This is a genomic window from Citrobacter sp. RHBSTW-00881, assembly GCF_013728515.1.
GTDB lineage: Bacteria > Pseudomonadota > Gammaproteobacteria > Enterobacterales > Enterobacteriaceae > Citrobacter > Citrobacter braakii.
This window is the reverse complement of sequence record NZ_CP056269.1, coordinates 2,743,458-2,767,929: the sequence shown is the minus strand read 5'-3', so window position 1 is coordinate 2,767,929 and position 24,472 is coordinate 2,743,458. Positions and strand designations below refer to the sequence as shown.

Here is a 24,472-nt window from a genome sequence, read left to right as displayed (position 1 = left end):
TCAATGTTGCGCATTTGAAAATCTTTTACAATATATATATTAAATAAGATTATTTATGTATTAACGGGCAGGAGACAGACATGAAAACCCTGAAGCATTTTATCAATGGGCAATATGTAGCAGGTCGTAGCGAAGATACCTTCGAACTGGTGAGTCCGGTCGACGGCGAAACGTATGCATTATCACCCAACGCCAATGCGGAAGAGGTGGAGCAGGCCTACTCGGCGGCGGAGGCGGCGTTTAGCATCTGGCGAAAATCGACGCCGGCACAGCGGCAAAAGGCGTTATTGCAGCTGGCAGATGAGATTGAACGAAACGTTGAGCGGCTGGTGAACGCGCAGAGTCAGGAGACCGGTCAGCTTCGCCATTTTATTGAGAAGGAAGAGATCGCGGCATCCTGCGATGCCATCCGCTTTTTTGCCGGTGCGGCGCGCTGTCTCGAAGGGAAAGCGGCAGGGGAATATTCCGCCGGGTTTACCTCGACTATCCGCCGTGAACCGCTGGGTATCGTTGGCCAAGTCACGCCATGGAACTACCCGTTCATGATGGCGGTATGGAAGATTGCGCCAGCGCTGGCGGCAGGCAATACGGTCGTATTAAAACCCAGCGACACCACGCCGGTCAGCACGCTGCTGTTAGCTGAACTGGCCGCGCCGTTGTTCCCAAGAGGGGCGTTTAACGTCGTATTAGGTAAAGCCAGCACCGGTTCGCTGGTGGTTTCAAACCCGAAGGCCTCACTGGTTTCAATTACCGGTTCGGTCCGCGCGGGTCTACAGGTTGCGGCTTCGGCAGCGGCGAACCTGACCAAGGCGCATCTGGAATTGGGCGGGAAAGCGCCTGCTGTGGTGTTTGCTGATGCAGATATGGACAAGGCGATCGCGACGATCACCACGGCAGGCTTCTTCAATGCTGGCCAGGATTGCACGGCGGCTACGCGTATTCTGGTCGAACAATCCATCTACGCTGAATTCCTGGAAAAGCTGGTTCAGAAAACGAAGAGTATTAAATTTGGACCGCCAGCGGATCAGGCTGCGCTATATGGCGCATTGAACAGTAAAAACCAACTGGAGCAGGTGAAAGGCTTTATTGCGCGTTTACCGGCACATGCAAAAATTGAAACGGGTGGGCGTGCCGGGCCGGGTCCGGGCTTCTATTTTGAGCCGACGATCGTCTCCGGATTGCATCAACATGACGAAGCTATTCAGCATGAAGTTTTTGGACCGGTAATGACTATTCAGTCGTTTTCGACTGATGAAGAGGGTCTACACAAAGCGAATGATGTGGAATATGGTCTGGCCGCCAGCGTCTGGACCAGTAACCATGGTCGCGCACAGCGCTTCAGCATTGACCTCGATTTTGGCACCGTGTGGATTAACAATCACATTCCTCTGTGCGCCGAAATGCCGCACGGCGGGTTCAAAAAATCGGGTTATGGCAAAGATCTCTCATCCTATTCGCTCGAAGAATATACCCGGGTGAAACATATCATGTGTGACATTTCTGAATAGAGAGGATGTCGATGAAAACATTAAACATAGCGGTGCTTTCATTCGTGATGTTCTCGGGCTATAGCCTGGCAGAAAGCACATCGCTGAATACCGTTAAAGAGTACATGGCGGCCTGGAATGCACACGATGCTTCGCGAGCCGCGCAATATCTTGCTGATGACGCAGTCTATTATGATGCCGCCGCTGGCGAACCGATAAATGGCAGAGAAAAAGCTGAAAAAGACGTTATCGGTGCCTTTATTAAGGCGGTGCCAGATCTGAGCTGGAAAATGGTCGGCAAACCCGTTTACGACGAAGATACCGTGGCGTTTCGTTGGGAATTTTCAGGCAAAAATAGTGGCGAATGGGCAGGGAGTCCGCCGACAAATAATCCGATAAAATTTGAAGGTGTCAGCTATATTCATGTTAAAGCAGGTAAAATCACCTGGCAGGGTGATTATTATGATTCTAAAAAACTGGATGAAGAGTTAAAGCCAGGGAAATAGTCGGCTGTACCCCTTTATTACTATGAAGGGGGACATCTCTTATTTGTGTCGTATTTAGGGCAGTGTGTAGCAATAAGGAAAAAAGTTAATGGCAATTACCAGACGTGATTTTCTCAACGGCGTCGCGGTGACTATTGCGGCGGGGCTTACCCCGCTGGAATGGGTCAGGGCGGCAGGAAAAGGAAACGCATTTATAGATGGAAATTATTATCCGCCAGGGCTGACGGGGCTGCGGGGTAATCATCCTGGATCGTTTGAAATGGCGCATGCAGTAGGCCGCGAGCATAAACATTTTGATTTAAACGCTCTGCCCGTTGAGGAAGAGTACGATCTGGTGATTGTGGGCGGCGGTATTAGCGGGCTGGCTGCCGGTTGTTTCTGGCGCCAGCTTGCCGGGCAAAATAGCCGGATCCTGATCCTCGATAACCATGACGATTTTGGCGGGCACGCCAAACGTAACGAATTTACGAGCTCAGGTAAGAAATTACTCGGCTATGGCGGTAGCGAAGCATTCCAGTCGCCCGCGCACAATTTCAGCCCTGAGGTGCAAAAACTGATGGAAACCGTGGGCGTCAGCGTCACGCGGTTAAAAGAGAGTTTTGACGTAAACTTCTACCCCGACTGGCAGCTCAGTCGTGGCGTTTTCTTCGACAAAAAGAATTTTGGCGAGACAAAAATCGTCAGCGGCGATCCGGGGCGCGCGGTATCTGATGATATCCCGCCGAACAGGCTAAATGGCCGTAAAATTGAAGACTTTATCAATGATTTTCCGCTAAGTGAGCACGACCGAAAGGCGTTGATCGACCTGCACGTCCATCCTGGCGACTATCTTCCGGGCATGACGGTCGATGAGAAAATGGAATGGCTGGATACCCACAGCTACAGTGAATTTTTGGCCACAAAAGTTGGTTTGAGCAAAATGGCGCTGCTTTATTTTCAGCAGCGTTCTAATGACTTCTTTGCCATCGGCATTGAAGGCATTTCCTGTAGCGATGCCAGGGCGTGCGCATTACCCGGCATGGAGGCGCTGGGAATACCGCCGTTGGACGGCGAGTCGCTGGCCGACCTCGAAGAGCCGTATGTTTACCATTTCCCTGACGGTAACGCCGGGCTGGCCCGACTGTTAGTCAGGTATATGCTGCCGGATGCGCTACCGGGTAACACGATGGAAGACTCTGTCCTTGCCAGACTGCATTACGAAAAGCTGGATCTGCCGGAAAACACCACGCGCCTGCGTCTGAACAGCACGGTGATTAATGCGGCCAACACAGAGGATGGCGTGGTGGTGACCTATCTGCGTGACGGCAAAATGCATCGCGTGCGCGGTAAAAACACCATCATGGCGGGCTATAACATGATGATCCCGTATCTGGTGCCTGAGATGCCGGAACAGCAGCAGGCGGATCTCAAACTGAACGTGAAGGCACCGCTGGTGTATACCAATGTGGTGGTCAAAAACTGGCAGGCGTTCAAACAGCTTGGCGTGCATGAATTTTACTCTCCGGCGGCACCATACAGCCGGATTAAGCTCGACTATCCGGTCAGCATCGGCGGGTATCAACACCCGGCCTCACCGGACGATCCTATGGTCATTCACATGGTCTATGTGCCTACTTATCCAGGCAGTAATCTGTCGGCCAGAGAGCAATTCCGTCTGGGGCGAGCGTATTTACTGGGGACCACATTTGCGACGCATGAGGAGATGATTCGCTCCCAGTTGCAGGAAATGTTTGGCTCAACGGGCTTTGATAATCAACGCGATATCTCCGCCATTACGGTTAACCGCTGGGCGCATGGCTATGCGTATTACGCCAACGCGTTGTTCGATGATATGGATAAAATGCCAGAAATTATCGAGCGGGCGCGTCAGCCAGTTGGTCGCATTGCCATCGCTAATTCCGATTCTGACTGGGGGGCTTATGCCCATACGGCCATCGACCAGGCATGGCGTGCGGTTAATGAACTCAAGGATATGGGGTGATCTATGCGTAATGTAACCGTTCTTGCCGCCTGTTTGTTTACCGCCTCTGTGAGTGCAGCGGAATCTAATGGCGAATATATCGCCCGTATCTCTGACTGTGTGGCCTGTCATACCACCGAAGGGGGGGCGGCGATGGCGGGTGGCAAAAAGTTTCCTACTCCGGTAGGGGATATTTATTCGACCAACATTACCCCAGACAAGACCCAGGGTATTGGTAATTACTCATACGAGGATTTTGACAAGGCCGTACGTCAGGGAATTGCTAAAGATGGTCATCCGTTATATCCGGCCATGCCTTATCCCTCTTACGCAAAACTTTCTGATGACGATGTACAGGCGTTGTATCGCTATTTTATGCATGATGTCACCCCCTCTGGGCAGCCCAATAAAGAGAATGCCATTCCGTGGCTACTCTCCGCCCGCTGGCCGCTGCATATCTGGAACTGGCTGTTTACCGACGCGCCAGCGACGGCTGTAGAGCGTGCAAAAACGGATGACAACGCTGCGTTAGTAAAACGGGGCGCTTATCTGGTGGAAGGTCCCGGACACTGCGGTTCTTGCCATACCCCGAGAGGCATGGCGATGAACGAAAAAGCGTATACCAATGCTGATGCCGAGTACCTGAGCGGCGCGATGATCGACGGCTGGTATGCACCTTCGCTGCGCGGCACGGGAATGTCTGAGCAGGAATTAAAATCGCTGTTGCTGACCGGTAAAAGCAAGCATGCCGCGGTTTCAGGTTCGATGGCAGAAGTCGTCACGCAGAGTACACAGTATCTGACCGATGACGATGCCACGGCGATCGCGCAATATCTGCTGAGCCTGAAAAGCGAGAAGCCTGAAACGGTGCGCGCAGCGGCAACTACGGTGTCCTGGTCGAATTCACCCGAGGCGGGCAAAGTGACCTATAACCGCTACTGCTCCACCTGTCACGGTCTGGAGGGGAAAGGTACGGATGATAACGCACCGTCTTTAATCAACAATTCGCTGGTGATGGTTGATGACCCGACGCCGCTATTCAGAGTGATTGCCCACGGCGCAGAAACACCGACAACGCGTGGCAGCGTCTCCTTTAAGATGCCGGCTTACGGTGGCATGTTAAGCGACAACGAAATGCGCGACGTGATTAATTACGTGCGTAAAAGTTGGGGAGAAGGGAATGGCGAAGTAAGCCAGGAGGACCTGGCAGGGATTAAAAAAGCGTCACGTTAAACAGCATGTCGGATGGACAAGGTGCTTGCAGCGCCATCCGGCAGTGCTTAAACGGCGTTTACTCTGATAATACCCACCAGTCGGGTAAACGCCGACGCCATTTCATTCTCTTCGATACTGGCAAATCCCAGCAGCAGGCCGCTGCGTTTCTCTTCATTCACGTAGTAGCGAGACAGCGGGCGCACCAGCAGCCCTTGCGCATTTGCCTGTTGGGCAATGACAACGTCATCGCTCCCGACGGGCAACTGTAGAATCATGTGCAGCCCGGCGTTGCTGCTGAAGGAGCCAAGATACTGCTCGCCCAACTGGCGGCTGATAAGCTCCACCAAGGTTTGGCGGCGACGGCTGTACAACTGGCGCATTTTACGAATGTGCGCCGCGTAGTAACCCTCGCGGATAAACTCCGCCAGCGCTGCCTGAATCAGCAAATGTCCACCACGATAGAGGTCGTTATGAACCTTCTTCAGCGGCGCGGCGAGCGGTTTGGGCAGTACCACATAACCGAGCCGCAGTGCGGGATAGAGTGTTTTACTGAATGTCCCGATATAGATGACCGGCGTCTCTTCTTCCAGTCCCTGCAATGATGGAATTGGCTGGCCGGAAAAGCGAAACTCGCTGTCGTAGTCATCTTCCACTATCCAGCTTCGCGTTTCACGTGCGCGAAAGAGAAGTGCCCGTCGGCGGTTGAGGCTCATTACCGAACCGAGCGGATATTGATGTGACGGTGTCACAAAAATCAGCTTTGGCGCGGATTCGCCAGCCTCCGGCGGCACCATACCTTGTTCATCAACCGGGATCGCCGAAAAGTTAACCGCATTGATGCGCAGAATATTTTTGATTCCCCAGTAGCCCGGCTCCTCAATCCAGGCGTTATCCCCCGGGTTGCATAGCGTCCGGGTCACCAGATCCAGTGCCTGGTGAATACCTTCAGTAATCAGTATTTGCTCCGGTGAACACCGCACCCCGCGTGCGGTGCGCAGATAGTCTGCCAGCGCTTCTTTCAGCTCAGTCACGCCGCCTGCGGCATCGTAAGTGAGAAACTCCGGGCGCAACCGTCTCGCCAGCCGATCCTGAATTTTTTTGAGCACCCGGTGAGGGAAATGCTCCACATCAGGTACGCCTGGAATAAATGCGCCCCATTGACGGGGGCTGGCGCTGGCATGGCCCAGCAGCTCAAGGCAGCGGGCAGATAAGCGGGTGTGATCCTCCAGTGCGGCGGCAACGGGCTCTTTGTGGGGACGCAGGTAGAGATTGTCCTGCACGCTGTCGGTGACAAATGTGCCGCTGCTGGTGCGCGCGGAAATATAACCTTCGGCCTGCAATTGCTCGTAAACCCGCAGGACGGTATTGCGTGATAGCGTCAGTTCGCCTGCCAGGTCACGCGACGGAGGCATTCGGGTCGCCGGTTTCAGGCTACCTTCGAGGATGCAACTGCAGATGGCGGCATACAGGCGACGATGCAGCTTTTCATCGGTCTGCTGGCTAAATGCCTGCTTGATCACATCTCCGGCAAGTGAACGCATTTGGATCCTTAAAATAAAACGATTTGGCTCTCGATTAAAGTACCAGATGGCGTCTAAATTTAAAGGGTAATTCAACCTAAATGTATTAATGGACAAGGTGTAGAGAATGAACAATAAAAACCTGCAACAACGTCGTCTGGATGCCACCCCGCGTGGCGTGGGTGTAATGTGTGATTTTTATGCCCAGTCAGCAGAAAACAGCACAATTACCGATATCGAAGGCAATCAGTACATTGATTTTGCCGCCGGGATTGCCGTGCTGAACACCGGACACCGTCATCCTCGCCTGGTGCAGGCAGTCGAAGCGCAACTGCAGGCTTTTACCCATACGGCTTATCAGATTGTCCCGTACGAAAGCTATGTGTCTTTGGCGGAGAAAATCAACGCCGTTGCGCCAATCGACGGCAAGCGCAAAACCACATTCTTCACCACCGGGGCTGAAGCGGTCGAAAATGCGGTGAAAATTGCGCGCGCACATACCGGCCGTCCTGGCGTTATTGCTTTTGGCGGCGGTTTTCATGGGCGTACCTACATGACGATGGCGTTAACCGGCAAGGTGGCACCGTATAAAAAAGGGTTCGGCCCGTTCCCTGGCTCCGTTTACCACGCACCGTATCCTTGCGAGTTGCAGGGGATTTCTACGGCGGACTCCATCAAAGCGATTGAGCGCCTGTTTAAAGCCGATATCGATCCCACCCAGGTCGCGGCGATTATTTTCGAACCCGTCCAGGGTGAAGGGGGCTTCGTGGTGGCGCCGCCGGAGTTTGTGGCTGCCATCCGCCGTATTTGCGACGAGCATGGCATCGTGATGATCGCCGATGAGGTGCAAAGCGGGTTTGCTCGTACGGGCCAGTTGTTTGCGATGGACCATTACGCTGATAAAGCTGACCTGATGACTATGGCAAAAAGCCTTGCAGGCGGCATGCCGCTGTCTGGCGTCGTGGGCAAAGCTGAAATTATGGATGCGCCTGCGCCGGGTGGTCTGGGCGGAACCTACGCCGGAAACCCGCTGTCAATTGCGGCAGCTCATGCGGTGCTGGATATTATTCGTGATGAACAGCTGTGCCAGCGTGCGGCAGCTCTTGGCGAACAACTGCGCGCCACTCTGACTGACGCGCAAACCGGGTGTCCTGAACTGGCCGAAGTGCGCGGCTTAGGCTCTATGATCGCCGCTGAATTCTGTGATGCAGCGACGGGAGAACCCAACGCAGCCGCCGCACAACGCGTGCAGAAGAAAGCCCTTGAGCAAGGATTACTGCTGCTGACCTGTGGTCAGTATGGCAACGTTATTCGTTTCCTTTATCCGCTGACGATCCCGCAGGATCAGTTCGCCAAAGCGCTCGATATCATTAAAGCGGCAACCAAATAATCCGTTAGTCATAGTGTTACCCACAGCCGACGGTGGTCATCACCGTCGGCTTTTTTGTCGGCATAAATTGATCTTCCTCGTGTGTCGTGCGGTATTTATCGCGAATGGGTTGCCTGTTATATCGTTATATAATTTAATGCATATCGTTTTTACTCCGCTATCCAGATGGTATCCCATGTTAACTTTCCGCTCTTTTGTGCTGGTATGCGCCAGCATGTTGTTTGCATTTTCTGCCCAGGCCGACCGTACGATCACCGACCAGCTTGGTCGTCAGGTCACGATTCCGGACCACGTCGACAAAGTGGTCGTGCTGCAACACCAGACGCTGAATATTCTGGTCCAGCTTAATGCTCAGCAGGACATTATTGGCGTGATGTCGAGCTGGAAAAAACAGCTCGGGCCTGAGTTTGCGCGCTTTATGCCGGCAATTGCCACATTGCCGACGCCGGGCGATCTCACCAGCGTGAATATCGAAAGCCTACTGGCGATTCATCCACAGGTGGTTTTTGTCGCCAACTATGCGCCTGCGGAGATGATCCAGCAGATTCAGAACGCCGGTATTCCGGTCGTGGCAATCTCATTGCGCAAGGATGCAGCCGGGCAACAGAATAAAATGAACCCGACCATGGCCGATGAAGAGCAGGTCTACAACGAAGGGTTAAAGCAGGGGATTCGCCTGATTGCGGACGTCGTGGGGCGCAAACCGCAAGCTGAGACGTTGATCGACTACGTTTTTGCGGCGCGGGCAAAATTCAATGCGCCGGTCGCAAAAATCCCGGATGCGCAAAAAGTCCGTATTTATATGGCTAACCCCGACCTGATGACTTACGGCTCCGGGAAGTACACGGGACTCATGATGCAGCACGCGGGTGGGCTAAACGTGGCGGCTGCCAGTGTGAAAGGCGCCCGTCAGGTTGCGCTGGAACAGGTATTGGCGTGGAACCCGCAGGTAATTTTTGTTCAGGATCGCTACCCGCAGGTGGTAACGGAGATCCAAAACGATCCTAACTGGCAGGGGATTGATGCGGTGAAAAATCATCGCGTCTGGTTGATGCCTGAGTACGCCAAAGCCTGGGGCTATCCGATGCCTGAAGCGTTAGCGATTGGTGAGCTGTGGATGGCCAAAAAATTGTACCCGGACGCCTATAAAGACGTGGATGTTGATGCGCAGGCGCAAGACTACTATCAGCGTTTTTATCGTGTGAACTGGCAGCCTGATGCAGTTAAGTAAGCGCATTTTACTCCAGCAACCACTCTTAATCGCGACGGTCCTGTTGCTGGGCCTTGGTTCGTTGTGCCTCGGACAATATCCGCTGTCGTTAAGCGAAGTCTTTTATCACCTGATGCACTATAGCGACGCTGAAGGGATTGCCGGTCAGGTTATCTGGACGGTCAGGCTACCGCGAATTCTGATGGCGCTGCTGGCGGGTGGGGCGTTGGGGTTATGTGGCGCGACGCTGCAAGGGGTATTTCATAATCCGCTGGTCGACCCGCATATTATTGGCGTGACGTCCGGGGCCGCTTTTGGCGGAACGCTGGCTATTCTGCTTGGCCTGTCGCCGTGGCTGATGATGGGTTCAACGTTTTTCTTCGGTCTGACGGCGCTGGTCCTGGTGTATGCCATTGCTGCGCTGCAGGGGCTGGAGAATACGCTGGTGCTGATCCTGTCGGGTATCATTTTGAGTGGTTTTTTTGCCGCGCTGGTGAGTCTGATTCAGTATCAGGCTGATACCGAAGAAACGTTACCCAATATCGTGTTCTGGCTGCTCGGCAGCTTTGCGACGGCTAACTGGCATAAAGTTCTGCTGTTGGCGATTCCAGTCGGTATTGCTGCGACAGTTTTGTACCAGCTACGCTGGCGGATAAACCTGTTATCACTCAATGATAAAGATGCCCGTTCGCTAGGCGTCGCGGTGGTTCCTCTGCGACGCAGCGTTTTGCTGTGCTGCGCTTTTTTAGTCGCCGCTCAGGTAGCGGTCAGCGGCAGTATCGCCTGGGTTGGGTTGGTTATTCCGCATCTGGCGCGTTTGCTGGTGGGGGTTGATCATCGGCGTCTACTGCCGTGCGCCTTCTGGATGGGAGGCGGTTTTATGATTGTGGTGGATGATATTGCGCGTACCCTGATGCACGCGGAGATACCGCTTGGGATCATCACCGCATTATTCGGCGCGCCGCTGTTTGCTTTTTTACTCATCCGCTCCAGCCGCCGGGGGACATCATGAAACCTGCCGCATTGCGTGTAAATACGCTTACCTATGGGTATCGCGTGCCGCTATTTGAGCCGCTTACATTCAGTTGTCAGAAAGGTGAGATCTGGGCTGTGCTGGGACGTAACGGCCTGGGTAAAAGTACGCTGCTCGATACGCTAACCGGCACGCTGCCAGCTTTGGACGGCAGCATTGAAATTGACGGCGGGATAGGGATTGTGGCGCAGCATTGCCACCTGCCATTTCCTTATACGGTGAGCGACGTGGTGCTGATGGGGCGGGCACAGCACGTGAAGCTTTTTGCGCAACCCAGCCAGCAGGATCAACAAAGAGCGACCCAGGCGCTGGAGCAGTTAAATATTGCCCAGCTTGCTTCCCACTCGTTTAGCTCACTTTCCGGGGGGCAACAGCAACTGGTGATGATAGCCCGGGCGCTGGTGACGGAGTGTCAAACGCTGCTGCTTGATGAACCGTGCTCCGCGCTGGATCTCGCCAATCAGCAGGTGGTGCTTCAGCTCATCAGCGATCTGGCCCATCTACAGGGATGCAGCATTCTTTTTTCGACCCACGATCCGCTGCATGCGTTACAAATAGCCACCCATACTTTGCTGCTGCTCCCCGAAGGAAAATGGCGGGCAGGGCCAACGGACAGCATTGTGACGGAAGAGAATCTGTTCCAGGCCTATGGCTTACCGCTGCGAAAACTCAGTCTGGAGAACCACCCGACGCCGTTTATCGCACCGCTGTTTTCTGTTCGTCGTTAAGAGGTAAGAATCCGGCGGCGGTAAGAAACGCCTGACCGCCGTTGGAGAGCATGAATTTAACCAGCGCCATCACCTCGTTGGATGCGTCGAGCACCGCCAGTTGGTATTCGCAGCGAATATTGTGCTCATCAGGGATAGCTACATAATGCACGTCGGCTTGGGCGCGCAGCGTATTCGCGTAATGCGCGTAGCCGATAAACAGATCGGCCAGTCCCTGGCGAAGGATCCAGGCGCTCGCCAGTTCACCAGACGGGATTTTCACCGTATCACGCCCACCAACCAGCGGGATGGCGCGCGCCCTAAGCTGTTGTCCGAGTCCTGGCTCCAGTACATCCATATTGTCGAAAAATGCCCAGGTATAGTCTCCGGAAGGGTCGCAGCCGGGCGTGGATGTACCTATTCGTAGCGTTGGGTCGCGGAGCAAATCCAGCCAGGCGCCGTTTCGGTTGCTGACCAGACTCAGTTGATTCCAGCTAAAGGTTTGCGTGAGGACAGCTTTTTGCAAAGCCAGCAGGCGTTGCGGGTGCTCCCGATTGGCTGAGGCAAAGAGCGCACACGGTTCACCGGCTTCAATACGCTCACGTAATAAACCGGCCGGACCATATTCCACCTTCACGTCTATTCCGCTATGGCGCGAGAACTGGCTTATCAAAGGGGCAAATGCCAGGCGTAAACTGCCCGCGGCAAACAGAAGAATGGAAGAGGGCATGGTATCCGATCTCTGGCGAAAAATGTTTGCGAAGAGGATAAATGATACGCGCTGAGCATAGAGTTTAGAAGACTTTGGCCTATCGCTTTGTGCCAGCATCATACGGAGTAATGATTAAGCTTAAGGTTACGAACAGGAGGCAATAAAAAGAAATTATGAGGTGTAGCGAAGGGAAATAGCACCAAATCATAGAAATAATTTGGTGCGTCCGAGTGGACTCGAACCACCGACCCCCACCATGTCAAGGTGGTGCTCTAACCAACTGAGCTACGGACGCAAGATGGTGCGTTCAATTGGACTCGAACCAACGACCCCCACCATGTCAAGGTGGTGCTCTAACCAACTGAGCTATGAACGCAACGTTGTAGGTGACAACGGGGACGAATATTAGCGGCACAGACCGAATGAGGCAAGAGGGAAATAGCATTTTTCTTCCTGAACTCACGCGATTGCAGAGTAATTAAGCAAGTTGATTATATTTTGTTGATTTTGCAGCGTGTTTTTTATTCAGACAGTGCGCTGGGGGCATAATGGGGATGGTTTGAATGACAGGTGCGCTCAGACTTTAAGCGCAGCAAGGATCGCGGTTTCTATTTTCTCAGGGGTAGTGAACGGCGCAAAACGCTTGAGCGGTTTGCCGTCACGCCCGATCAGGAACTTAGTGAAATTCCACTTGATACGCCCACCCAGCACCCCGGGTAATTCGTTTTTCAGGTAACGAAACACCGGATGCGTAGCCGCACCGTTGACTTCCACTTTCTCAAATATCGGGAAGCTCACACCGTAGTTGATGTGACAGGTTTGCGAGATGTCGTCGGCCCCGCCGGACTCCTGATTACCGAACTGGTTGCAGGGGAAACCAAGCACCACCAGACCCTGCGCGGCGTACTTCTTGTAAAGCGCTTCGAGGCCTGCATATTGCGGCGTGAAGCCACAATGGCTGGCAGTATTGACCACCAGAACCAGTTTGCCAGCGTAGTCGGCCATAGAGACGGGCTCACCATGCAGACGGGTGGCTGTAAGTTGATAAAAGGTGATCATGCCGGAATCCTCAAATAAGATCGCATTACTCATTTTATTATGGTCGCAACTGTCTGATTAATAAACTGACCGTTAAAGTGCTGGCGATTTATTATTTTGTCGGGTTATCGCTAATTTTTTTAAACGCGTCACCCCAGCAGCATCGTTAGGTGACGACTAAAAATGGGGGACGTGACGTTGTGGGCGATTGTCACTGCGACAAACACGTAACAGATATAAAAAAATCCACGCCTGGCGTGGATTTAGAGAGAGTGTGAGAGCAGGGGATTAACGTTCGTGCCTTGCCATTAGCAGTGCCAGGTCGACGAGGCGATTAGAGAATCCCCATTCGTTGTCGTACCACGCCAGAATTTTGACCATATTGCCGCCAATCACCAGCGTTGACAGGCCGTCGATGATGGATGAGCGCGGATCACCCTGATAGTCGCTTGAGACAAGCGGTTCATCGCTATAGCCGAGGAGCCCTTTCAGTGGCCCTGTCGCAGCGGCGTCACGAAACGCATTATTGACCTCCTCTGCTGTTACATCCCGCTCAAGCGTTACGGTCAGATCAACAATGGACACCACCGGAACCGGTACGCGCAGCGAGTAACCGGTTAAGCGACCATCCAGCTCCGGGATGACTTTGCCAAGCGCCTTCGCGGCACCGCTGGAGTAGGGCACAATCGACAATGCAGCGGCGCGGGCACCACGAAGATCTTTTTCCGGCTGGTCGTGCAGCGCCTGGCTGTTGGTATAGGCGTGGGTGGTATTCATCAAACCATGCTTAATGCCGAAATGTTGGTGCAAAACCTGTGCGGCAGGTGCAAGACCGTTAGTGGTGCAGCTACCGTTGCTGACGACAAAGTGTTTATCCGCAGAGTAGAGGTGATCGTTAACGCCCATCACGATGGTTAAATCATCGTTCTTACCAGGGGCGGAGATAATCACTCGTTTTGCGCCACCGCTGTGGATATGCACCGCCGCCTTGTCACGTTCAGTGAAGAAGCCGGTTGCTTCAATGACAATATCGACTTCACGCTGACGCCATGGGATGTTGGCTGGGTCGCGTTCGCTGAACACGGTGATGGATTTACCGTTTACCACCAACTGCCCCTCACCGACGGTGACGTCGGCGTCGAGTTTACCGAGCAGCGAGTCGTATTTCAGCAGATGCGCCAGCGTTTTACTGTCTGTCAGATCGTTGATTGCCACGATCTGAATCTCCGGGTTACCCAGTGCAGCACGCAGTACGTTACGTCCGATACGGCCAAAACCGTTAATACCGACCTTTACCATGATGAACTCCTTATCTGTTGTCTCTGGAGTCAATTTAGGCCGGTCACGGATTGGCGTAAATGACAAATAAGGATCACTTTACGCCATTTTACGACAGTGAAAGCGCTGGCGATATTCACCAGGCGTCAGGTGAAGCTGTTTTTCAAACAGCCGTCGCAGGTTAATGCTGCTGCCAAATCCTGTTTGTTCGGCGATACGCTCCAGCGTCTCGTTGGTCTGCTCCAGACGCTGTCGTGCAGCGGCCAGACGGGCTTCGGCCACATAGCGTGCCGGTGATGCGCCCGTTTCCCGGGTAAACACGCGGGTGAAATTACGTGGACTCATGGCGACTTTTTCCGCCAGTTTATCCACACTGAGATCGGCGGTGAGGTTCTCAAGCAGCCAGGCGAGCAGATCGTTAATCGGGCCCAGGGTGCTGGTCTGCTGAAGGTTGTAGCGGCTAAACTGGAGTTGTCCCCCAGGACGGCGCAGGTACATGACGAAATCCTGAGCGACGTCGCGCGCCAGACTGAAGCCGTAATCCTCTTCAACTAACGCTAACGTCAGGTCAAAGCCGGAACTGACGCCACCTGATGTCCAGATATGTTCGTCCTGGATATAGAGCGGACCGCTTTCGACGCGCACCTTTGGGAATTCTGCCTGCATGGTTTCCAGTAGCTTCCAGTGGGTGGTGGCTCGTCTGCCGTCCAGCAGCCCGGTTTCTGCCAGCAGCATCGCGCCGCCGCAAATGGATACAATGCGGCGGGCGTGGGGAGCAGCCAGGCGTAGCCAGTCAACCACCGCAATCCCTTCCTGCGGGTTTTGACCTCTGCCAGTGATGATGATGGTATCGAGAGGTTCGCGAGGATCTATCTCATGCAGGCGGTGATCTGCCAGTAAATTTAGGCCGGACTGACCATGGATCACCTGATGCGGTTGCGTTGTCGCTAACTGAACCTGGTAACACGTCTCCGTAGCGCCTTTGGGATGCAGGCGGTTGGCCTGCATCAGAATGTCGGCAATACCGGCGGACTCAAACAGCATACCGCCATCGGGAACAATAATGAGTATCTTCTTCATGTCCTGAAAAGTAATCTTTTTACACAATAAGTCAATATTACATACTCAACTGGAAAAAGCCTTACCCGTGGCGTAGCGACATTACCGCCACAGGCCGATGGTTTGATGTTGACTCAACGGCGTTGCCTGAGCATCTCCCTTGATTAAGAATAGCGTTGCATTGACCCATTAAACTCACCACGAGGGGCTGACGCTCTGCTACACCAAAAATGGTATTGTTCTACAAGTCACTCTCCTGACGAGGTCTTATGAAAATCAGAAGGTTTAGTAATGGAGATGAAATTTCGTTATTCAGCGTCTTTTTATCTTCTGTACATACCCTCGCATCACATTACTACACACAGGAACAAATAGATGCGTGGGCCCCAACGGATATCGACCCGGAACAATGGGCCAATCATATGAAGGAATTACGCCCCTTTGTTGTTGAAGTGGAAGGTGAAATAGCTGGATATGCAGATGTTCAGCCAAATGGGTACATTGACCATTTCTTTGTCTCGGGAACCTACCCGAGACAGGGAGTAGGGACACTACTGATGAATCGCATTCATGAAGAAGCCAGACAACGTGGAATTGGCGAACTGACTTCAAATGTCAGTAAGGCTGCGGAGGCGTTCTTTCTACGACACGGTTTTCATGTTGTGGAACGTGGGTTTCCTGCCTGTCGCGGAGTGGCATTACAAAATGCACTGATGCGGAAATATTTGGTGAAAAAATAGAAGATAATTGGGTTAAAGGCCCGCGATCAGCGAGGGCGGACACTCGGCTCTCTGCCGTATGCCATGACAGAGAGCACGCCAGAAATGAATGGATAGTTCTAGTTTGCTTTGCTGTTTTGACGGGATGTGACAATCGTCATTGCTGCCGCCGCCAGAAGTAAGAAACCACTCAAGCCAAAAGTACTGCGCCATCCCAGAGTGTCGAATACCATCCCACCTGCCGTTGAACCCAGAGCAATTGATAGCTGGATCACCGCAACCATTAAGCCACCACCCGCCTCTGCATCTTCGGGTAGTGCCCGCGCTATCCATGTCCACCATCCCGTTGGCGCAGCCGTTGCTAGTAGTCCCCACAGGCTGAGCAATACGGCAACAGCCCAGATGCTGTGTCCAACCAGTAGTAACGCCCCGGCAGTCGCTGCCATAAGCAGGGGGATCATGATTAAAGTCTGATAAAAACTTGTGTTCAGGAATATTGATACGGCCAGTGTGCCGACAAAACCCGCCACGCCTATTGCGAGCAAAATCAGAGAGAGAACAGAAGGGCCTACGCGGGTTACGGTTTCAAGAAAGGGGCGCACGTAGGTAAATAAGGCAAACTGCCCCATGAAGAAGAGCCCGCAGGCCAGGAGTCCCGCAGGGACAATGGTGATGCGGAACAGACGATGCATAGATCTCTGGGATTTTTGTTTTTTATCGTTTTCCATCGATGGCAGGCTGACCCACTGCCAGATGAACGCGGCTATAGCCAGGGGAACGAGGCATAAAAAAGCCCCTCGCCAGCCCACGGTCGTCCCCAGATAGCTGCCAAGCGGTGCCGCTACAACGGTAGCCAGCGCGTTCCCACCGTTAAAAATCGCCAGCGCGCGGGGAACCTGATGCTGCGGAACGAGCCGAATGGCGGTTGCAGCAGACATGGACCAGAATCCACCAATGACCACCCCAAGCAGGACCCTCCCCAGGATATAAACCGGGTAGCTGGGTGCCAGGGCGACGACTATCCCCGATATGGCCATTAAAACCGTCAGCCCCTGCAGGAGATGTTTTCGGTTCAGATCTCCGGCAATATGGGAGATAGTCAGGCTGGTAATGACCGCCAGCGCGCCAGAGATTGCAATTCCCTGGCCAGCCAGCCCTTCGGTAATGTGTAAATCACTGGCAATAAGCGTAAGCAGGCTGACCGGCATAAACTCGGAAGCGATCAGCACAAACACGCACAGCGTCATGGCAAACACGCCCCCCCAATGCGCATGCTTTATTTCGTAATGCGGTTTTAGTCTTACTGTGGACATTATCAGATCTCTTAATATCGAATCGGCCAGGTTCAGGCGCAGTCCGGACAGACGTCATTCAGGAAATCACGTCAAAACATGGATGAAAATGATCTGCAGGCGATTTACAGCCGCCTGCAAATATCAGGCGGCTTGGGGCGGTTATCTTAGGTTGGTATTGAAAAACTGCTCAAATTTAGCAAACGGAATCTTACCCGCAACGTTGTCGTACAGATCAACATGATTTGCCCCCGGGACAATCACCAGCTCTTTCTTATTGCTGCCGATCGCCCTAAAGGCATCTTCAGCAAAATAGCGTGAATGGGCTTTTTCGCCGGTCACGATAAGCGTGGGGATAGTGACTTCATTGGCGTAGCTCAGCAGCGGCATATTCATAAATGACAGCGGCATCGTCGCATTCCAGGCCCCAGTTGAGTTGACCGAACGCGCATGGAAACCACGCGGCATGCGATAATAATCAAAGAATTCTTTCAGAACCGGATTGGGATTTGCGGGTAACGTTTCTGGCAGAATACGTTTCGACGTACTGACGTTCCCCTTTTCATCAACATAAATGTCATGCCCGCCGGGCGCGAAAGCTCCGTTCTTCGCATCTTCCCAGCGCTGTGCGTTCAGATACTGTAATACGGCGCGACGATCCGCAGTGGTATAACGGTCTTTACCATCACCTACGCCATGCCCCATCGCACGGCTCATGTCATACATCACGCTGGTCGCCACCGCTTTCACGCGGGTATCCATCGCGGCGTCGTTTAAGGCCATCCCGCCCCATCCGCAGATACCCAGTAATCCGATACGATTTCGATCAACCTCATTTTGCAGGCCAAGGAAATCAACAGCCGCGCTGAAATCCTCGGTGTTGATATCCGGAGAGGCAACGTTACGTGGATAGCCACCGCTTTCCCCCGTATATGAAGGGTCAAAAGCCAAGGTAACAAATCCCTGCTCAGCCAACGTCTGCGCATACAGACCGCTGGACTGCTCTTTTACCGCGCCGAAAGGCCCGCTGATGGCAATGGCCGCCAGTTTGCGCTCGCCGCGATCCTTTGGAATGTAGAGATCACCGACCAGGGTGATCCCGAAGCGGTTCTGAAAGGTCACTTTACGGTGATTAATTTTCGTACTTTTAGCGAAGGTTTTATCCCATGTCTCGACCAGTGAAACTGGCGCGTTCGGATTGGTTGTATTGGCATAACTCATCGTTGTAACTCCACTTAATGATGCGCAGAGCAGCATGGCTGGTATCGCGGCTGTCAGTTTTTTGGTGAAGGCAGTCATCAAAATCCCCTCATAAAACGTGATAGATACAGGTTTCATACGGACAACTCTGCTGTGCTTTGTTGCAATGCGAGCATTATAGTGAGCAGTAATAGTGCTTATTAGAGGGATAAAATTGCTAGAATTAATACCATATTGTTCTAAATGGTGATGCGATAGCGAGGGAAACGTGATGGCGAAACGGGAAAACTATAATGATTTATACCTGTTCATGCAGGTGGTGCGGGAAGGGAGTTTTACCGCTGCGGCGCAACGACTCGGCCTGGCACAATCAGGTATAAGCCGTTCTGTACGCGAACTTGAAGAAAGACTGGGCGTTCAGCTTCTGGCTCGCACTACGCGTAGGCTATCGCTCACCCATGCCGGCGAACAACTCTACCGGACCATTGAGTCAGGATTCGACGCTTTAGATATGGGGCTTGCCACGCTGGCCCATTATCGCCAGTCCCCGTCAGGTACGGTACGGATTAATGCCAGTCAGCACGCTATTGATAAACTGCTCCTGCCAAAGCTTGCGGTGTTTAAGCAACGCTATCCTGACATCCGGCTGGAACTCATCAGCGAAAGTCGGTTTGTCGATATTATTGCGGAAAGATTCGATGCCGGTGTACGTCTCGGACCGGAAGTTGGCGGTGGCATGATAGCGGTCCGTATTTCCCCCGACATGGAGATGGCCATTGTTGGTACGCCAGAACACTTTCGCCGCTATGGCTTTCCACAAGTCCCGGCAGATTTGGCGGTTCATCCCTGCATCGCTTATCAATTTGGCGACGGAAGCCTCTATACATGGGAGCTTCAACAGGATGGTAAAAAAATAACTCATCAGCCGCAGGGACAATGGGCTTTTGCTGACAGTTATATGGAAGCCAAAGCCGCCAGACTGGGGCTGGGGCTGGCTTATGTTCCGGAAGAATTGGTGTCCGATGATTTAGAAGAGGGTTCGCTCATCAGAGTTTTACAACGCTACAGTCAACGCCTGGAAGGCTCATTTCTCTATTATCCGCACCGCAATGTGTCTCCCGCTCTGCGAGCAGTTATCGATACACTGAGAATTTATGAATGAAGGCCAGGCTGCACACGTGTCAGGGTAACGGGTCTGAGCGAGGAGCGGGCCTTATATACACATCCCCATTAACTTGAGTATGCTCCTCTGTGAATTTGTTTCGAAAATGATGTCGCTGATGTGTTTCATTCCCTGCTTTTTATAGAATTTTTGAGCACGTTCATTTTGTTCAAGAACCTCCAACCATAAATATTTTTTCCCCTGACTTCGGGAAAGATCTATGATTTTATTAAACATTAGTTGACCGTAATGCTGATTCGTTTTGGTTGGGGCAAGGTAGAGTTTATTAAGTAAAACACCGCTGATGTCTGTATTCGGGACAGTTGCTTGCCATGTCAGCTTCACAAAACCAATCGGCTGCTCGATTTCAACTATATACCAGCTAATGTTTTTATCATTAATACTCTGCTCAATAACAGGAAGTGAATATTCACCCTCCAAATAATTATCAAATTCTGATTCTGACTTCCACATATGCTTAAAGTGCGCAGTATAGAAGCGGTAGCCAAGCTCATTTAGTAATCCCGAATCGGCTAATGTTGCTTGTCGTATGATTAAAGACATGGGAGAGGCCCTTACTTTATGAGAGAAAAATGATCTTAAATTTGTAATATATACGGCCTGTTAAGTCTATATGTCCGTTGTGACTGTCTTACCCTCAAACTTTGAATACGCAATCTAAGGTCTGAAGTTGGTGGAGCTCGACCATTAAGTTATTTTTTATCGATGTTAGCTTCTGACTCGAAGCAGACAGGCCAACTGATTGCCTGGTCTGCTTTGAGCGCAAATGAAAAGACATCTTCCGAACTTGCGGCTGTTCATTCAGGATTTTACAAACAAGCTCATTATTCCCACTGCCAGGGCGCTATAGAAAAGCAACTGATACAGATTCGTCGGCACGTCTGTCCATTTTCTAACGATGCCCAGCGCGACCACGACCAGCGCAGCCGGGTAAATGGCGCACAGCACGGGAACCGCCATTGCGGTGAGGGAATTCAATCCCAGCACGGCAAGTGCTGCTGACACCATCAGGGAGAGCGTCACCAGCAGCCCATAAGACGCACCGGTCGTCTGGTTGAAATAGCGCGCCGTTCCGGTCGTCAGACCAATGGCCGTGACCAGACAGGCGAGGGTAATGATCGCCGCCAACAACACCCGGCCATAAACGCCAAAAACAGTCTCGACATAGGCGCTCATCACCTGCATACCGTTCGTTGCGCCCCGCACCGGGCTGTGGGACCCCATCGACAGATAGCAGATATAAATCACGGCCAGACCTGCAGCGGCAATAAAGGCTGCGGCGGTGGAATGGGTGAAGATGCCCCGCGGATGGTGGATCCCGCGCTGCTTAAGCGTGTGGGTGATAATGGCGCCAAAGCACAGCGCACTGATCACATCCAGGGTCTGATAACCGTTGACAAACCCTGTATCGAACGCGCGAGTTTGATACGCGGTTGTGGCGGTCGTGAGCTCACCAATCGGATGTAACCAGGCACATATGCCGATAAAAATCAGGGCACTAATTTTAATGGGCGAAAGGAAGAAACCGACGATTTCCAGCAGTTTTCCGGGTTTAGCCAGCGTCGCGCCAGCAAGGCCAAAGAACGCGGCGGAAAATATAATCTTCTGCATCAGGGAACTAGCTGCGCCATCGGTGATGACTTCGTAGCTAATCGTCGCGGTGCGTGGCGTACCAAATAAAACCCCCAGCGTTAAAAAGCAAATGCCAATAAAAATCAGGCTCGGCCATTTGCCTAAGGGTTTCGTTAATTCCGCGATATCACCGCCATTAATGGCAAGGGAAATAATCGCCAGCGCCGGGAACAGAACCGCTGTGATGATAAAGCCAAAGCCTGCATTAAAGGCGTTTGCGCCCGCCTGCATGCCGACCAGCGGCGGGAATATAATATTGCCTGCACCCAAAAAAAGCGCAAGGGTCATCCCGCCAAGAGCCATTGTCTCTGGCAATGAAAGTCTGGTGTTTGCTGTCATTATTAACTCTTATTTTATATAAACATCATGCTTTGGAAGGCGTGGTCATTATATGCCTGGTCACCGTTCCGGTCATACATCGTTATTACAACTGGAATATCCCTTCGATGGTCATACGAGCGAAGCCATGCAATTCCACGCGCCCGTCATCCCGAACCACGCAGCGCAACGCCCCTTTACGCTTCCCGCCTTGTTGAGCGGTCAGGACATTTTTACCCGTACGCGCTGCCCAGAACGGGGCGAGGAAAGTGTGTGCCGACCCGGTTACTGGATCTTCGTTCACGCCGACCTGCGGGCCGAACCAACGGGACACAAAATCAAACTGGTTATCAGCGGCGGTCACGATCACGCCGCGGGTGTCGAATACCGCCAGCTTGTTGAAGTCAGGATTAAGCCCGTCGATGATATTTTTGTCATCGACCAGTACAATCAGATCGTCCGATTTCCACACCCCGATAACACCGGCGGTAATGCCGAGGGCTGCCGGCAGTCCATCAGGAGTATCAATCTTCATGGCCGATTTAGCCGGGAAGTCCATGCAGAGTTCGTCCCCGTTCTTACTCACCGTCAACAGGCCGCTGCGGGTGTGGAAGCTGATAGTTTCTTGTTGGTAGCCAAGCTTGTTGAACAGCACCCAGGATGCAGCGAGAGTGGCATGACCGCACAAATCCACTTCAACCGCAGGCGTACACCAGCGCAGTTGATAACCCTCCTCGAACGGCACAAAAAACGCGGTTTCAGAAAGATTATTCTCCGTGGCGATGGCTTGCAGAACAGCGTCAGGCAGCCACTCAGTTAACGGACAAACGCCCGCCGGGTTGCCGCCAAAAGGTTGAGAGGTGAAAGCATCAACCTGATAAAAAGGAATTACTGTGGTGTCAGACTTTGTCATTTAATTTATCCAGATAGTTGTAAACGGTGTATCGGGTGACGCCCAGCGCTTTAGCGACATGATTAACGCTGCCTTTAATCTTGAAAAAGCCCTGAGCATGTATTTCAGAAATAACTCGTTTTCTGAAATCAATTTTATTTTCTGAACCCGTGGGTCTGAATTTCGAAATAACGTCATCCAGAGATTTATCCTGAATATCAGCTAGCGGATTATCCGGCGTTTCAGCCGCGGCGGCCGGATGGAGTAAATAGTCCAGGTCGCGTTTGAGTTTTGATACCACATCCATATCGACGTTAATGCAAAAAGCTACTAACGGCACGCCGTCCTTGCTGTAATAAATCGTCGATGCGCTATTCAATGTGGTGCCAGAGAGAGTGGTGGTGGTATATCCACTGAATACCTGACTGGAAACACGCTGCGAAGCATCCAGTAAACCTAAAAATCCCGTGTCATTTTCCGGGCCGGACAACAGCGCATCACCGGCTTTCCTGCCGCTGACGTGTCCATTAATGATGCTTATCACGGACGATTCGGGGCGGGTAAGGTCATGCAGAACTGCTTCTGTGTTTAAGGGAAGCGTGGTTCTCAATGCCTCAAGCGAAGCCGTCAAAATAGTGATTAAACGTTCACGTTCGTCTTTCATTTTGCTCTCTCCATCAGACAACGGCCTGGACTTCTATTTCGACGTCTAAATCAAATGCAAGGTGGCTGGTGACGACGCTCCTTGCGGGGAAACCTTCCGGGAAGAACGCGCTGTAAGCAACATTGAATTCGCTAAAGTGCTCCATGCTGCTTAACCAAACCTGGACTTTCACAATGTGGTTCAGCGTCGTATGCGCCCGCGCCAGAGTTTCCCGGATGGCGTGCATGATATGCCGGGTCTGCTGGGTGACAGATCCATACAACGGTTCACCTTCGGGGCTCATGGCGACATGGCCTGAAAGAAAAACAAACCCGTTCACCTGCACGGCGTCTGAAAAGGGAAAAGGCTTGGTCGTGGGGTAGCGTACGATAGACATGTGTCAGATTTGCCCTAAAGAAAGTGTAGTAGCACGGTAGCATGACTTAATTTTAAATTAAACAAAATTATTATTTTAAACATTTGTTGATTTCGTGGCTTTCATGCCTCTCCACTAACAGAGCATCGACAGATACTTTGTTGACGGGAGGGGACATGCTCTGAACCGCGTTTAAGTTCTGTAAGGACAAGCTCGTCTGTTTCTGGTACTGATCGGATAAGCTAACTGAGCGAATGTCCGTAGTGGGCGAGGAGCGTACATGGTTTCGAAGATGCCGCTGACTTTTATTTAGTGTCAGTGTCTCAGTCCGTAATAATTTTACTCATATTGATACCTGTAACCCCGAATCCACTGGCTTCATAGACATGCCGGGCGCGGGCATTATCACCTGCAACACGCAATCTGATCTCTTTAAAACCCTTCGCCTTCAGATACACTTCAAAAGCACGTAGAGATTGTTTGCCAAGCCCCAACCCCTGACAGGAGTTGAAAATATGAAAATCGTAGATAAAAATAGTGTGCTTAGTCGAGTCTGGTTTATACCAAAGATAACCTATATGGTTGTTAGTCTTGTCCGACTGAGCATCAATACACATTAATACTTGCCCATGTGTATTAACTCCATCGGGAAGCATTTCCGAAATTTCCAGCTTCGCTCTGACAAGAGAATCACGAAGCGATGCCCCGTAGTTTGATTCGATCTCATATGCATAGTCATTAACAAAATATTCGAGATAAGCCGGGTGCTCATCTTTTGTCATCGTTCGGAAAGAAATCACATCTGGCCACCAAAAATATCATACTGAAAAATAAGAATATATTAATAACGATGTAGTCCTCCACCGTCAATAGTATTCACGTCTAAATGCGCGTACTGGCAAGGTGATTAACATAAAAATGGGATTAATGTCCGCTGCTGGCACAGAACGGACCAATCTGTTGGTTGTCAGGTCCGCTGTGAGCGAGGAGCGGACGTTGCATTCGAGTTTATCGTAAAAACTGTTATGGCCTAGTAACTCTATAAGGCTTTTCATTGAAGCTATCTTTGTCACAAAACTCATGCAAAAAATGAGTTTATCTT

Annotated in this window: 23 protein-coding genes and 2 tRNA genes; 10 read left to right on the top strand and 15 right to left on the bottom strand. The window is 52.0% G+C overall.

All coding sequences use genetic code 11. The annotated features are described in order from the left end of the window. The first annotated feature begins 80 nt into the window (after positions 1 to 80). The 4 genes from HV311_RS13280 (at position 81) to HV311_RS13265 (ending at position 5,186) form a co-directional block, all read left to right on the top strand. Positions 81 to 1,508, top strand: coding sequence for a gamma-aminobutyraldehyde dehydrogenase (locus HV311_RS13280; protein ID WP_181625963.1), 1,428 nt, complete (start codon positions 81 to 83; stop codon positions 1,506 to 1,508). Positions 1,509 to 1,519: 11 nt separating this feature from the next. Then, the gene (locus tag HV311_RS13275) at positions 1,520 to 1,993 is read left to right on the top strand and encodes an ester cyclase (protein WP_052733163.1); all 474 of its coding nucleotides are present in this window, start codon (positions 1,520 to 1,522) and stop codon (positions 1,991 to 1,993) included. A gap of 88 nt (positions 1,994 to 2,081) precedes the next feature. Further along, positions 2,082 to 3,974: an NAD(P)-binding protein gene (locus HV311_RS13270; RefSeq protein ID WP_019076696.1), complete on the top strand. Its 1,893-nt coding sequence runs from the start codon at positions 2,082 to 2,084 to the stop codon at positions 3,972 to 3,974. A 3-nt stretch (positions 3,975 to 3,977) separates the two neighbouring features. Next, a complete protein-coding gene (locus HV311_RS13265) occupies positions 3,978 to 5,186 on the top strand; it encodes a cytochrome c (protein WP_191220049.1) in 1,209 nt (402 codons plus the stop codon). A 47-nt stretch (positions 5,187 to 5,233) separates the two neighbouring features. Here the strand turns inward: HV311_RS13265 and pdxR are convergent, their stop codons facing one another. Next, entirely contained in the window at positions 5,234 to 6,709 is a 1,476-nt protein-coding gene (pdxR, locus tag HV311_RS13260) for a MocR-like pyridoxine biosynthesis transcription factor PdxR (RefSeq protein WP_191220048.1), read from the bottom strand. 106 nt (positions 6,710 to 6,815) lie between these two features. Between pdxR and puuE the strand changes: the two genes are divergently transcribed. The 4 genes from puuE (at position 6,816) to HV311_RS13240 (ending at position 11,049) form a co-directional block, all read left to right on the top strand. Continuing rightward, positions 6,816 to 8,078, top strand: a complete 1,263-nt coding sequence (puuE, locus tag HV311_RS13255; RefSeq protein ID WP_016152939.1) for a 4-aminobutyrate transaminase — start codon at positions 6,816 to 6,818, stop codon at positions 8,076 to 8,078. A gap of 175 nt (positions 8,079 to 8,253) precedes the next feature. Next, the gene (locus HV311_RS13250; protein WP_080858733.1) at positions 8,254 to 9,309 is read left to right on the top strand and encodes an ABC transporter substrate-binding protein; all 1,056 of its coding nucleotides are present in this window, start codon (positions 8,254 to 8,256) and stop codon (positions 9,307 to 9,309) included. Further along, positions 9,296 to 10,300 carry a FecCD family ABC transporter permease gene (locus tag HV311_RS13245; RefSeq protein WP_094168916.1) on the top strand — a complete coding sequence of 335 codons (1,005 nt, stop codon included), beginning with the start codon at positions 9,296 to 9,298 and terminating at the stop codon, positions 10,298 to 10,300. The genes HV311_RS13250 and HV311_RS13245 overlap by 14 nt, the downstream gene beginning before the upstream one ends. Further along, positions 10,297 to 11,049, top strand: coding sequence for an ABC transporter ATP-binding protein (locus HV311_RS13240; protein WP_191220047.1), 753 nt, complete (start codon positions 10,297 to 10,299; stop codon positions 11,047 to 11,049). Before HV311_RS13245 ends, HV311_RS13240 begins: the two co-directional genes overlap by 4 nt. Here HV311_RS13240 and HV311_RS13235 read toward each other — a convergent pair. The 6 genes from HV311_RS13235 to HV311_RS13210 all read right to left on the bottom strand — a co-directional run bounded on the left by HV311_RS13235 (position 11,018) and on the right by HV311_RS13210 (position 15,136). Continuing rightward, positions 11,018 to 11,758 carry a substrate-binding domain-containing protein gene (locus HV311_RS13235; protein WP_191220046.1) on the bottom strand — a complete coding sequence of 247 codons (741 nt, stop codon included), beginning with the start codon at positions 11,756 to 11,758 and terminating at the stop codon, positions 11,018 to 11,020. The genes HV311_RS13240 and HV311_RS13235 overlap by 32 nt on opposite strands. A gap of 200 nt (positions 11,759 to 11,958) precedes the next feature. Continuing rightward, positions 11,959 to 12,035, bottom strand: a tRNA-Val gene (locus HV311_RS13230). 4 nt (positions 12,036 to 12,039) lie between these two features. Next, positions 12,040 to 12,116 (bottom strand) — tRNA-Val (locus HV311_RS13225). 200 nt (positions 12,117 to 12,316) lie between these two features. Next, the gene (locus HV311_RS13220; RefSeq protein ID WP_191220045.1) at positions 12,317 to 12,799 is read right to left on the bottom strand and encodes a glutathione peroxidase; all 483 of its coding nucleotides are present in this window, start codon (positions 12,797 to 12,799) and stop codon (positions 12,317 to 12,319) included. Positions 12,800 to 13,066: 267 nt separating this feature from the next. Next, entirely contained in the window at positions 13,067 to 14,077 is a 1,011-nt protein-coding gene (gap, locus tag HV311_RS13215; RefSeq protein WP_191220044.1) for a type I glyceraldehyde-3-phosphate dehydrogenase, read from the bottom strand. 78 nt (positions 14,078 to 14,155) lie between these two features. Then, positions 14,156 to 15,136, bottom strand: a complete 981-nt coding sequence (locus tag HV311_RS13210; RefSeq protein ID WP_016152946.1) for a GlxA family transcriptional regulator — start codon at positions 15,134 to 15,136, stop codon at positions 14,156 to 14,158. 248 nt (positions 15,137 to 15,384) lie between these two features. Between HV311_RS13210 and HV311_RS13205 the strand changes: the two genes are divergently transcribed. Further along, positions 15,385 to 15,855, top strand: coding sequence for a GNAT family N-acetyltransferase (locus HV311_RS13205; RefSeq protein WP_191220043.1), 471 nt, complete (start codon positions 15,385 to 15,387; stop codon positions 15,853 to 15,855). A 98-nt stretch (positions 15,856 to 15,953) separates the two neighbouring features. Here the strand turns inward: HV311_RS13205 and HV311_RS13200 are convergent, their stop codons facing one another. Next, positions 15,954 to 17,147 carry an MFS transporter gene (locus HV311_RS13200; protein ID WP_191220042.1) on the bottom strand — a complete coding sequence of 398 codons (1,194 nt, stop codon included), beginning with the start codon at positions 17,145 to 17,147 and terminating at the stop codon, positions 15,954 to 15,956. A gap of 141 nt (positions 17,148 to 17,288) precedes the next feature. After that, complete coding sequence (locus HV311_RS13195; RefSeq protein ID WP_053389358.1) at positions 17,289 to 18,425, bottom strand: alpha/beta hydrolase; 1,137 nt, start codon at positions 18,423 to 18,425, stop codon at positions 17,289 to 17,291. 172 nt (positions 18,426 to 18,597) lie between these two features. On the opposite strand from HV311_RS13195, the gene HV311_RS13190 reads away from it, so the two are divergent. Next, positions 18,598 to 19,488 carry a LysR family transcriptional regulator gene (locus HV311_RS13190; protein ID WP_016152950.1) on the top strand — a complete coding sequence of 297 codons (891 nt, stop codon included), beginning with the start codon at positions 18,598 to 18,600 and terminating at the stop codon, positions 19,486 to 19,488. 51 nt (positions 19,489 to 19,539) lie between these two features. On the opposite strand, the gene HV311_RS13185 is transcribed toward HV311_RS13190, so the two are convergent. From HV311_RS13185 to HV311_RS13160, 6 genes are all read right to left on the bottom strand, one after another. Next, positions 19,540 to 20,052 carry a GNAT family N-acetyltransferase gene (locus HV311_RS13185; protein ID WP_191220041.1) on the bottom strand — a complete coding sequence of 171 codons (513 nt, stop codon included), beginning with the start codon at positions 20,050 to 20,052 and terminating at the stop codon, positions 19,540 to 19,542. 258 nt (positions 20,053 to 20,310) lie between these two features. Further along, positions 20,311 to 21,480, bottom strand: coding sequence for a branched-chain amino acid transport system II carrier protein (gene brnQ, locus HV311_RS13180; protein ID WP_191220040.1), 1,170 nt, complete (start codon positions 21,478 to 21,480; stop codon positions 20,311 to 20,313). 85 nt (positions 21,481 to 21,565) lie between these two features. Continuing rightward, complete coding sequence (locus HV311_RS13175) at positions 21,566 to 22,372, bottom strand: PhzF family phenazine biosynthesis protein (protein WP_016152953.1); 807 nt, start codon at positions 22,370 to 22,372, stop codon at positions 21,566 to 21,568. Continuing rightward, positions 22,359 to 23,015, bottom strand: a complete 657-nt coding sequence (locus HV311_RS13170) for a helix-turn-helix transcriptional regulator (RefSeq protein ID WP_016152954.1) — start codon at positions 23,013 to 23,015, stop codon at positions 22,359 to 22,361. The genes HV311_RS13175 and HV311_RS13170 overlap by 14 nt, the downstream gene beginning before the upstream one ends. A gap of 13 nt (positions 23,016 to 23,028) precedes the next feature. Beyond that, entirely contained in the window at positions 23,029 to 23,391 is a 363-nt protein-coding gene (locus tag HV311_RS13165; protein ID WP_032947028.1) for a RidA family protein, read from the bottom strand. 302 nt (positions 23,392 to 23,693) lie between these two features. Then, positions 23,694 to 24,170, bottom strand: coding sequence for a GNAT family N-acetyltransferase (locus HV311_RS13160; protein WP_191220039.1), 477 nt, complete (start codon positions 24,168 to 24,170; stop codon positions 23,694 to 23,696). Positions 24,171 to 24,472: the final 302 nt, after the last annotated feature.

Coding starts and splice junctions, on each gene's coding strand:
- HV311_RS13220 (WP_191220045.1), bottom strand. CDS start 12,799: ATGATCACCTTTTATCAACTTACAGCCACCCGTCTGCATGGTGAGCCC.
- HV311_RS13275 (WP_052733163.1), top strand. CDS start 1,520: ATGAAAACATTAAACATAGCGGTGCTTTCATTCGTGATGTTCTCGGGC.
- pdxR (WP_191220048.1), bottom strand. CDS start 6,709: ATGCGTTCACTTGCCGGAGATGTGATCAAGCAGGCATTTAGCCAGCAG.
- HV311_RS13200 (WP_191220042.1), bottom strand. CDS start 17,147: ATGTCCACAGTAAGACTAAAACCGCATTACGAAATAAAGCATGCGCAT.
- HV311_RS13280 (WP_181625963.1), top strand. CDS start 81: ATGAAAACCCTGAAGCATTTTATCAATGGGCAATATGTAGCAGGTCGT.
- puuE (WP_016152939.1), top strand. CDS start 6,816: ATGAACAATAAAAACCTGCAACAACGTCGTCTGGATGCCACCCCGCGT.
- HV311_RS13190 (WP_016152950.1), top strand. CDS start 18,598: ATGGCGAAACGGGAAAACTATAATGATTTATACCTGTTCATGCAGGTG.
- HV311_RS13165 (WP_032947028.1), bottom strand. CDS start 23,391: ATGTCTATCGTACGCTACCCCACGACCAAGCCTTTTCCCTTTTCAGAC.
- HV311_RS13170 (WP_016152954.1), bottom strand. CDS start 23,015: ATGAAAGACGAACGTGAACGTTTAATCACTATTTTGACGGCTTCGCTT.
- HV311_RS13265 (WP_191220049.1), top strand. CDS start 3,978: ATGCGTAATGTAACCGTTCTTGCCGCCTGTTTGTTTACCGCCTCTGTG.
- HV311_RS13175 (WP_016152953.1), bottom strand. CDS start 22,372: ATGACAAAGTCTGACACCACAGTAATTCCTTTTTATCAGGTTGATGCT.
- HV311_RS13205 (WP_191220043.1), top strand. CDS start 15,385: ATGAAAATCAGAAGGTTTAGTAATGGAGATGAAATTTCGTTATTCAGC.
- HV311_RS13185 (WP_191220041.1), bottom strand. CDS start 20,052: ATGTCTTTAATCATACGACAAGCAACATTAGCCGATTCGGGATTACTA.
- HV311_RS13195 (WP_053389358.1), bottom strand. CDS start 18,425: ATGACTGCCTTCACCAAAAAACTGACAGCCGCGATACCAGCCATGCTG.
- brnQ (WP_191220040.1), bottom strand. CDS start 21,480: ATGACAGCAAACACCAGACTTTCATTGCCAGAGACAATGGCTCTTGGC.
- HV311_RS13250 (WP_080858733.1), top strand. CDS start 8,254: ATGTTAACTTTCCGCTCTTTTGTGCTGGTATGCGCCAGCATGTTGTTT.
- HV311_RS13210 (WP_016152946.1), bottom strand. CDS start 15,136: ATGAAGAAGATACTCATTATTGTTCCCGATGGCGGTATGCTGTTTGAG.
- HV311_RS13240 (WP_191220047.1), top strand. CDS start 10,297: ATGAAACCTGCCGCATTGCGTGTAAATACGCTTACCTATGGGTATCGC.
- HV311_RS13235 (WP_191220046.1), bottom strand. CDS start 11,758: ATGCCCTCTTCCATTCTTCTGTTTGCCGCGGGCAGTTTACGCCTGGCA.
- gap (WP_191220044.1), bottom strand. CDS start 14,077: ATGGTAAAGGTCGGTATTAACGGTTTTGGCCGTATCGGACGTAACGTA.
- HV311_RS13270 (WP_019076696.1), top strand. CDS start 2,082: ATGGCAATTACCAGACGTGATTTTCTCAACGGCGTCGCGGTGACTATT.
- HV311_RS13245 (WP_094168916.1), top strand. CDS start 9,296: ATGCAGTTAAGTAAGCGCATTTTACTCCAGCAACCACTCTTAATCGCG.